The organism is Collinsella sp. AM12-1, from assembly GCF_003472325.1.
Taxonomy (GTDB): domain Bacteria; phylum Actinomycetota; class Coriobacteriia; order Coriobacteriales; family Coriobacteriaceae; genus Collinsella.
In genome coordinates, this window is record NZ_QRLS01000007.1 from 105,701 (window position 1) to 114,550 (window position 8,850).

9 protein-coding genes are annotated in these 8,850 nt (G+C 62.4%); all 9 read right to left on the bottom strand.

Annotated features, from left to right (window positions below; translation table 11 throughout):
• Positions 1-32: 32 nt before the first annotated feature.
• The 9 genes from hisB to DW136_RS05275 all read right to left on the bottom strand — a co-directional run bounded on the left by hisB (position 33) and on the right by DW136_RS05275 (position 8,615).
• Positions 33-620: an imidazoleglycerol-phosphate dehydratase HisB gene (gene hisB, locus DW136_RS05235; protein WP_118289230.1), complete on the bottom strand. Its 588-nt coding sequence runs from the start codon at positions 618-620 to the stop codon at positions 33-35.
• Positions 621-1,736 (bottom strand): histidinol-phosphate transaminase, encoded by a 1,116-nt coding sequence (gene hisC, locus DW136_RS05240; RefSeq protein WP_199580174.1) that lies wholly within the window; start codon positions 1,734-1,736, stop codon positions 621-623. It lies immediately after the preceding gene.
• 1 nt (position 1,737) lies between these two features.
• Positions 1,738-3,174 (bottom strand): histidinol dehydrogenase, encoded by a 1,437-nt coding sequence (gene hisD / locus DW136_RS05245; RefSeq protein WP_099432273.1) that lies wholly within the window; start codon positions 3,172-3,174, stop codon positions 1,738-1,740.
• A gap of 106 nt (positions 3,175-3,280) precedes the next feature.
• Entirely contained in the window at positions 3,281-4,996 is a 1,716-nt protein-coding gene (gene hisG, locus DW136_RS05250) for an ATP phosphoribosyltransferase (RefSeq protein ID WP_118289232.1), read from the bottom strand.
• Between the two features lie 169 nt (positions 4,997-5,165).
• Entirely contained in the window at positions 5,166-6,002 is an 837-nt protein-coding gene (locus tag DW136_RS05255) for a sugar phosphate isomerase/epimerase (protein WP_117862625.1), read from the bottom strand.
• An 83-nt stretch (positions 6,003-6,085) separates the two neighbouring features.
• Positions 6,086-6,922 carry a PTS system mannose/fructose/sorbose family transporter subunit IID gene (locus DW136_RS05260; protein ID WP_118289233.1) on the bottom strand — a complete coding sequence of 279 codons (837 nt, stop codon included), beginning with the start codon at positions 6,920-6,922 and terminating at the stop codon, positions 6,086-6,088.
• Positions 6,912-7,703, bottom strand: a complete 792-nt coding sequence (locus tag DW136_RS05265) for a PTS sugar transporter subunit IIC (RefSeq protein ID WP_117640903.1) — start codon at positions 7,701-7,703, stop codon at positions 6,912-6,914. The genes DW136_RS05260 and DW136_RS05265 overlap by 11 nt, the downstream gene beginning before the upstream one ends.
• Before the next feature lie 8 nt (positions 7,704-7,711).
• Entirely contained in the window at positions 7,712-8,182 is a 471-nt protein-coding gene (locus tag DW136_RS05270) for a PTS sugar transporter subunit IIB (protein WP_099432278.1), read from the bottom strand.
• A 16-nt stretch (positions 8,183-8,198) separates the two neighbouring features.
• Positions 8,199-8,615: a PTS sugar transporter subunit IIA gene (locus DW136_RS05275; RefSeq protein WP_118289234.1), complete on the bottom strand. Its 417-nt coding sequence runs from the start codon at positions 8,613-8,615 to the stop codon at positions 8,199-8,201.
• Between the last annotated feature and the right edge of the window lie 235 nt (positions 8,616-8,850).

The window sequence follows — 8,850 nt, forward strand, 5'->3', positions numbered from 1 at the left end:
GCATCTTCGTGGTGGTTTTACCCTTGTGACGGTTACAGCGAGCCCTTGGTGCTGGGGATACCCTGCACGCGGGGATCGAGTTCGCAGGCGCGGCGCATCGTGCGGCCCACGGCCTTAAAGGCGGCCTCGATAATGTGGTGCGAATTGCCGCCCGCCAGCTCGCGCACGTGCAGCGTGAGCTTGGCATCGCGCGCAAAGGCATAGAAGAACTCGACGGCCAGCTCGGTATCAAAGCTGCCCACGCGCTCAGTCGGCACGGGCAGCTCGCAATAGGCCTGCCCGCGACCCGAGATATCCACGGCGGCCATCACGAGTGTCTCGTCCATGGCGATCGCCGCGTCGGCAAAGCGCGTAATACCCGCCTTGTCGCCCAGCGCCTGGCAAAACGCCTCGCCCAGCACAATGCCCGTGTCCTCAACGGTGTGGTGCGCGTCGACCTCGACGTCGCCCACCGCATGCACCGTCAGATCGAACAGGCCATGGCGGCCAAAAGCGTTGAGCATGTGGTCGAAAAACGGCACGCCGGTCGAGATGTCGCACGTACCGGTTCCATCCAGGTCGAGCTTGACGACAATATCGGTCTCGCCCGTCTTGCGGGTTACCTCGGCATAGCGGTCCATCTACATCTCCTCCTTCACCAGCGCGGCAAACGCGGCCAGCACCTCGTCGTTTTCCTGCGGGGTGCCCACGGTAATGCGCAGGCAGTCCGCGAGCCCCGGCGCGTAGCTAAAGTCGCGCACCAGAATCGAATACTCGTCGCGCAGACGCTCGCGCACGCGCGTGGCATGCGGCGTGCGCACGAGCACAAAATTCGCCGCGCTCGGCCATGCCTCCACGGGCATGCCCTCGGCAGCCATTGCGCGCAGGGCGCACAACTCGCGCTCGCGCTCGGATGTAACTTGCGCCACCACGGGTGCATACGCATCGCGGGCACGCACGCAGGCAAGCGCTGCGGCCTGGCTCAGCACATTGACCGAATAGATCTGGCGAATCGCCGCGAACACATCGATGACCTCGGGCGCCGCGATCACATAGCCCAGACGCGTGCCGGCGGCGCCGAACGCCTTGGACAGCGTGTGCAGAATCACCAGGTTGGGATGCTCGGCGATAAGGCCTTGCGCCGTGGTTGCCGCGCCAAACGAATCGTCGGCAAACTCAACATAGGCCTCGTCGACCATCACCATACCGGGGCATGCATCGCACAGGGCCGCGACAAAGTCGAGCGGCACCACATCGCCCGTGGGGTTATTGGGCGAGGTCACGATTGCCAGGTTGCACTCGGGCGCCGCTGCGAGCACAGCCGCTTGGTCGAGCTCAAAGGTCGCCGGGTCGCGCCACACATCGCGCACTTCAGTCTGGCACAGAGACGCAAAGAACGCATACTCGCTAAAGCACGGCGGGCAGTTGAGCAGGGTCCTCCCCGCGCCGCCAAACGCCAGCAGGCAGTTATAGAGCAGCTCGTCACCGCCGTTGCCCACGCAGATATTCTCGCGCGTCACGCCATGCCAAGCGGCAAGCTCGTCGCGCAGGTCGTTGGACATGGGATCGGGGTAGCGGTTGAGCGGCGTGGCGGCAAGCGCCGCATCGACCGCCTCGCGCACGCCGGCCGGCACAGGATAGGTGTTCTCGTTGGCCGAAAGGTTGATGCGTGTGGGCGTAAAGTTGGGATCATAGGGCTCAATACCAGCCAAGTAGGGCTGAACGAGCTCCTTCATGCGGGGCGTGAGCTCGGCCATATTAGGCCTCCCCGCCGGTCGCGCCAGCGCCATCCGCGCCTGCAGCCGCCAGGTCCACGCCCTCGGCTACTGTCGCCACGGCGTCTCCCGGCCAGGCGACCTTGGTCAGGTCGGCCGCGGCCAGCGACTCGGCACTCACGGCATCCTCGCCCTGCTCCAGCACGCGACGACGTAGGGCGGCCGAAAGCGCGTGTGCCCACAGCCCCTCGGCCTCGGCTAAACGCTGCGTAGCGGGGGCATCGGAGAGCAGGCCCTCGGGCGTATAGCAAATGACGCTCGAGCGCTTGACGAACTCTTCGACCGAAAGCGGGTTAGAGAACATGGCGGTGCCGCCGGTCGGCAGCGTGTGGTTGGGGCCGGCGACGTAATCGCCGAGCGGCTCGGAGCTCCAGGCGCCCACAAAGATGGCGCCGGCGTTGCGAATGCCGCCGAGCAGGCCCATCGCGTCCTTGCAGTGCAGCTCAAGGTGCTCGGGCGCCACGGTGTTCACGGCCTCGACGGCAGCGGCCATGTCGGCGGCCACTACGATAGTGCCCTCGTTATCGAGCGAGGCGCGCGTGATCTCGGCGCGCGGCGACTGCGCCACTAGAATATCGATGCCCGCCTCGACCTCGCGTGCAAACTGCTCGTCGCAAGTCACCAGGTAGCAGGCGGCCAGCGGATCGTGCTCGGCCTGAGCCATCAGGTCGGCCGCGACCACCATAGGCTTGGCCGTGGCGTCGGCCAGCACGCAGACCTCGGAGGGGCCGGCGACCATGTCGATGCCCACGTCGCCCGAGACAATCTGCTTGGCCGCGGCGACAAAGGCGTTGCCCGGGCCGGTGATCTTGTCGACGCGCGGAATGGTCTCGGTGCCGTACGCCAGCGCGGCCACGGCCTGGGCGCCGCCCACCATATAGATCTCGTCCACGCCGCCAAGCTTGGCCGCGGCGAGCGTGTAGGGGCTGATCAGGCCATCTTTTTGCGGCGGGGTCACCATGACCACGCGCTTGACGCCGGCCACCTTAGCGGGAATGGCGTTCATGAGCACGGTAGAGGGATACTGCGCACGACCGCCCGGCACGTAGATGCCGGCAGCGGCAAGCGGGGTCACCTTAACGCCGAGCATCGTGCCGTCCGGGCGCGTGGTAAACCAGCTCTGCTCGACCTCGCGCTGGTGGAACTCACGGATCTGGCGTGCGGCTTTCTCCAACGCGGCGACAAAGGCAGGATCGAGGCCCTCGAGCGCAGCATCGATCTGCTCTTGCGGCAGACGAAAACTCTGCAGCTCAACACCATCAAAGCGCTGACAGTAATCGCGCACCGCGGCATCGCCGTTGGCGCGCACGTTGGCCACGATATCGCGGGCGGCGTCGACGATGTTTTGCGGCAGCACGCCCTTGCGGTTGAGCTGGTTGGTAACGAGGCGCTCACCGGGAGCAAGCTTGATAGTCTTCATATCGGTATCCCCTATCGGTCGAGGTTTTTGTTCGAAAAACGAGAGACCGGGCGGCGGCGTCAGTCGGCCCGCCGCCCGGACGTTGGGGCGCCCGTGCGTGCTCGCGCTATTGTGCCGAGCCCGCAACGGGCTCAAAATGCTTGTCCTTCACGGCTGCCGCCAAGCGATCTGCCAGATTGCGTACGCGCGGATCCAGACGTGCGGCACCCGGATTGACAAAGAAGCGGGCCGTGCAGTCCATAATGCGACCAGTAATAACGAGGTCGTTATCGCGCAGCGTGGCGCCCGTGGCGGTAATATCCACGATGCGATCGGTCATGCCGACGATGGGACCCAGCTCAATGTTACCGTGCAGCGAGACGATATCGGCGTTCACGCCGCGCTCGGCATACCAGGCGCTCGCGATGCGCGGATACTTGGTGGCCACGCGAAGCGACCCGCGACGGGCATAGTTGCGCTCGGCCTGGCCGGCGCGCCACGCGGGCTCCGCCTCAATGAAAGTGCACAGGCCGTAACCCAGATCGACCAACTGCAGCAGGTTGAGGTCTGCCTCGATAAGCGAGTCCCAACCGCAGATGCCGCAATCGGCACCGCCGCAGCCCACAAAGGCGGGCGCATCGCTGGGACGCACGATGACAAACTCGATATCGCCGACCGCGCCCTTACCGGCACGCGTGTCGCGGCCGCGCACGATCAGGTGACGGCCGGGGTCGCGCAACTCAGAGACGTCTAAGCCCGCGGCCTCGAGCACGTCGAGCGTATCGGCCTTGAGCGAGCCCTTGGGCACGGCGATGCGTAGCGGGCCCTCGGCGCCACGGCCCACGGCGTGGTCGCCATCGGGGGCGGCGTCCTCGGCCGAGGTGCGCGCGGCCTCCAGACGCTCGAGCGAAAAGGCGAAACCCGCCGCCGGCACCTCGATGCCGTCGCCAAATGCGCCGGTAAAGATGGAGTCGTAGCGGCCGCCCGAACCGACCGGGTCAGGCAGGCCGCCGGCATAGGCCTTAAAGACCAGACCCGTGTAGTAATCAAACGAGTTCATGATGGAGAAGTCGAAGGACAGCACCTGGGCGTCCTCGGGAGCCAGGTCCTCGACCAGGGCGCGCAGCTCGCGCGTGAGCGGCGCGACGATGCCCGCCGCCGCCAGAAGCACATCGACGCAGTCGAGTACCTCGGCGCCGCCGTGCAAGCGCGGCAGCTCGCTAATGGCAACCTTGACGGCATCGGACTCGTCGCTTGCCGCCACGCGGGCATCGAGGCCCACAAAGTCGTTGGCGTGCACGCAGCGCAGGGCCTCGGCAGCCAGCTCGCGATCCTCGCACGCCGCGAGCAGCTCCTTAAACGGACGCACGCTACCTGCGATAATGCGCGCATCGGGCAGCGCCAGCTTGCGCACCGCCTCGGCCACGAGCGAGACAATCTCGACATCGCCCGCGGTGTCGCCCGCACCGATAAGCTCAAAACCCAGCTGTGTAAACTGGCGCGAGCCGCCGGCATTGCGCTGGCACTCACGAACCACCGGCGCCTCGTAGCGAAGGCGCAGCGGCAGGTCGGCCGCGCGCATGCGGGTCGAGACCAAGCGCACGATCGGCAATGTGTTGTCGGGACGGACCACCAGCAGGCGACCGTCGTCATCAAAGAGCTTAAACGGCGTGTCCGCAATGCGGCCGCCTTCCTCGAGCGAACCCTTGTCCTCGAGCAGCGGCGTCTCGACCGGAAGGTAATGATGCTCCCTGAAGCAGCCCTTCACCGTCAGCGCAATCTCCTCGCGCGCCTGAGCCTCCTCGGGCAATATGTCCCGGAATCCCCACGGTGTGGCCGTCATCTGGTGAGCCTCCTCATGCTGTGTTTCATATAGAGCAGAAGACCGGCATAGCTCCGCCGGTCTTCTGGGTACTTTAGCATACTAGAGTGCTTGCGGGGAAAATCCGTCGCAGCCGCTCACACCGTATTCATCTGGAAACATAGGGTAGGTTGCCGCAACCCGACCCCACCTAGGCGCCAATCGCACGACGATACTCTGCCATTACCTGCGCATCGGCAGCTGCGGGGTCGGCAAAATAGCGCCCGTCATAGGTCTCGGCCGAAACAACTCCGCGATAGCCGCGCGCCACCAGCCTATCCAGGTCGGCGCGCATATCGCGGTCGCCGTCACCCCAGGCAAGATGCGTCGTGCCATCTGCCGCAACATCGACAAAATGCACGTGGGCGACATCATCGCCAAGCAGATCGAAATAATCGTCGATGGTATCCCCCGCCACCGCCATGGCGCCCATATCCAGACACGCCTTAAGTGCCGGATGGTCAACTGCCTCAATCATGCGCTTCGTGTCGGCCGCCGAGTTCACGATTATCGACTCAACCGGTTGTAGGGCCTCGAGCACCAGTCGCACGCCGCGTTCTCCCGCATGCTCGGCAATCGCACGCAGCATCGAGGCACTGCGACCCCACGCGTCCTCGATCGGCTCGTTTAAAAATGCCCAGCCACTCGAGACCATGACCTGCTCGGCTCCAAGTTCCGCCGCGATATCCACAACGTTCTTAAAGTACGCGAGCGTGCGGGTACGCGCTTCATTCCCGCGCGCCGCGATATTCCACGGCTTGGGGTTGTTCTGTTCGGGACAAAGCCCCACAATCCGAACTCCATACCGCTGTGACAGCTCCCGCACCTGCTCGATCGAATCGTATCCATGGCAATCGACATACAGATGCATCGCCCCGGTCCAAAGCTCGCAACACGTGTAGCCCGAGGCCGCAGCCGAGGAAAAGAATTCCTCAAGGTCAAAATAACGATGGCTGATATTCATGACGGCAAGCTGCGGATACTCCATCTTGTCCACCTTTCGGCAAAAGGGCGCCGCAGCACAATGTGCGCGACGCCCCCTCTTACATTGTTTTAATTATGACGGATGCCCTACTGAACACCAAGCACTCCAAAGAACGCGCCGGCGATGCTCACGAGTAGGATCACGAGCATAATGAGCAGCGGATTCATCTTCTTCTTGAGCATGAGATAGACGATTCCAAACAGCCCCATCGTGACAAAGCCCGGGAAGATTCCGTTGAGCAGCTCGGCCAGCGTCTGAGCGCCATCGCCCGCGCCGACCATGAGCGGAATGTCCACGGTGACCATCTCCATGGTCATAGCACCGATCACCATGGCGCCCATGATAGAGGCCATCTTGACGATCGTGTCCATAATGCCCGATTCCTGGACCTTGCTGATCATGTCCGAGCCAAAGCGATATCCCACAAACGTCAGCAGGTAACGAATGATGTAGTGAGGGACGTTGAACACGAGCAGGAACAAAATCGGGCCAAGAATAGAGCCCTGCAGCGCCAGCGACGTGCCGACACCCGTTGCCAAAACTCGCAGCGTGCCCCAGTAGAAGGCATCGCCCACGCCGGACAGCGGTCCCATCAAAGCAAGCTTGACATTAGAGATCGCGCTCGTGTCAAAGCTATCGTCAGTAGCGTTGACCTCTTCCATTGCGGCAGCAATGGACATGGGGAGCGTCGAGATGTACGGCGTGACGTTATAGAGCTCCATATGGCGCTTGAGTGCGGCCTTAAAGTCTGCATCCTGCGGATACAGCTTGCGCAGGATCGGCATAAGGGCCCACATAAAGCCGATATGGCCCATACGCTCGTAGTTCCAGGAGTGCTCATAGGGAATCGAGCGCCAGAACAGCTTCTTAAGATCTGCGCGGGTAATCAACCCGTCGTAGGAAGACTCAAACTTAAAACTCATCGAACCCACTCCCAATCGCAGGATCCTCGGTTGCCACTGCGGGCTGCTCCGCCTTTTTCTTCTCGCCCAAAACCGTCATCGCGACGACGATGATCGCGGCAAAGATCGCCACGCCCGTCGTGCTAATGCCAAAGTAGGCGACGAGGAAGAAGCCGGCGAAGAAGAACGGAGCCACCGTTTTGTTCATAATCATCTGCGCCAGCATCGCAAAGCCGAGTGCGGGCAAGAAGGCGGCGGCGACATCCATGCCGGTCTGTACGAAATCGGGGATGATGTTGAGCAGGCTGGCGACGGCATCGGCGCCAAAGAAGAATGCCAGGGGAATGATCAGCAGACCGCACCAGCTCTGCGCATAACCCGCGATAAGCATGTTGCGCGTGATGGCCTTGGTGTCCCCGTCCTCGACGTTTTTGTCGATACGGTGCACCAGCAGCAGCATGACCGGCTGGCCCAGGGCCGTATCGAGCGCCAGGACGATCGTTGCGATGGGGATACCCAGGGTCAGGGCCGCCGAAGCGTCCGCACCGGCCTGCATGGCAAGCGATACGCCCAGGATAGTGCCGGAAATCGTATCGGGCGGGTTATACGCACCGACCGAGATGGCGCCGACCATGGCAAGCTCCATCGTGGCGCCCATGATCGTGCCGGTCACCATGTCGCCCATGACAAGGCCAACCAGAGGTCCGAGCACGATCGGGCGCTGGAGGTAGCTCGTGCCCGTCAGCCACTCGGAATAACCCAAAAGGGCAATAAGGAAAATCAGGATTGTCTTGATAACCATGATGGCCCCTAACCGATGACCTTCGCGGCGTCAGTCTTCGCATCTGCCGGAATCATCTGAATGAACAGCTCGTAGCCCTCGCCGAGCAGCTCTTTGACGTATGCCTCGTTTTCGGGCGTGAGAAATACGCTGGTCGAGACCTGGCGGGCGTCCTCGCTAAAGGCAACATTGCCGAGGTTGATCTTCTTGACGCCCATCGCCTTGGCGACGGCACCGGCCTGCTGGATCGTCTCGCAAACCACGAAGAGCTTGTACTTATCGGTCACACCGCTCTGGAGCGCCTTGACGGCATCCTCGGTGTTTTTGACGACGACCTTGCAGCCCTCCGGCTTTGCAAGGGACAGGGCCTGCAGACGAAGCTTGTCATTGAGAACCGTATCGCTCACCAACAGGATGCAGTCGGCACCCAGAGCCGAGGTCCAACTAACGGCAACCTGGCCGTGCAGCAGTCGATAATCTACACGAATCATCTGAATCATGATGTGCTCCTAACGATTAAAACTCATCGAGTTCGGCCTGCCCCAGCAGGTCGTTGACGTACTTGACCTTGGTGTCGTCCGCCTCGACGATCTGGCGAATGGCCTCATCGATCGGGGTGGAGTCGGGTACGAACAGCAGCTGAATAAGGAGTGGCAGGTTCATATTGGTCACCAGGTGCGTGTTGGGGCGCGTCTGGACTATCTTGGTGAACTCGTTGTTGACGCTGCCGCCAAAGAGGTCAGTGCACACGACAACTTCGTCGTCCGCAGCGAACCCGTCAAGAACCGCCGTAGCCTCCTTGACCAGGTCCTCGTTTCCGTCGACATACATAGACAGCGCATGGACGTTTTCGCGCTCGCCGGAGAGCAGGCCGATGCTCTCGACGATTCCAGACGCAAAATGAGCATGGGACGCCACGATAAACTGCCTCATTCGATTCCCCTTTCTTGCGAATTTCGGCATAAAAATGCCCGGACGCATGCGCCCGGGCAGGGTGCTTCTTGATCAGTAGCTTATTTGTCACCGATTAGTAGTCGAACTGGTGATAGTAACGACGGTAGTTGAGGTTGTGCTTGGTGACCGTCTCGTAGTAAGCGGCAAGGCGATCGGTGATCAGCGAGGAGAGGATCCACGGAGACACGATGACGCGGAACTCGTCGTCAAGGCC

Bases quoted from the DNA above. Each gene is read 5' to 3' on its own strand.
- hisB (WP_118289230.1), bottom strand. From the start codon at position 620: ATGGACCGCTATGCCGAGGTAACCCGCAAGACGGGCGAGACCGATATT.
- hisC (WP_199580174.1), bottom strand. From the start codon at position 1,736: ATGGCCGAGCTCACGCCCCGCATGAAGGAGCTCGTTCAGCCCTACTTG.
- hisD (WP_099432273.1), bottom strand. From the start codon at position 3,174: ATGAAGACTATCAAGCTTGCTCCCGGTGAGCGCCTCGTTACCAACCAG.
- hisG (WP_118289232.1), bottom strand. From the start codon at position 4,996: ATGACGGCCACACCGTGGGGATTCCGGGACATATTGCCCGAGGAGGCT.
- DW136_RS05255 (WP_117862625.1), bottom strand. From the start codon at position 6,002: ATGGAGTATCCGCAGCTTGCCGTCATGAATATCAGCCATCGTTATTTT.
- DW136_RS05260 (WP_118289233.1), bottom strand. From the start codon at position 6,922: ATGAGTTTTAAGTTTGAGTCTTCCTACGACGGGTTGATTACCCGCGCA.
- DW136_RS05265 (WP_117640903.1), bottom strand. From the start codon at position 7,703: ATGGTTATCAAGACAATCCTGATTTTCCTTATTGCCCTTTTGGGTTAT.
- DW136_RS05270 (WP_099432278.1), bottom strand. From the start codon at position 8,182: ATGATTCAGATGATTCGTGTAGATTATCGACTGCTGCACGGCCAGGTT.
- DW136_RS05275 (WP_118289234.1), bottom strand. From the start codon at position 8,615: ATGAGGCAGTTTATCGTGGCGTCCCATGCTCATTTTGCGTCTGGAATC.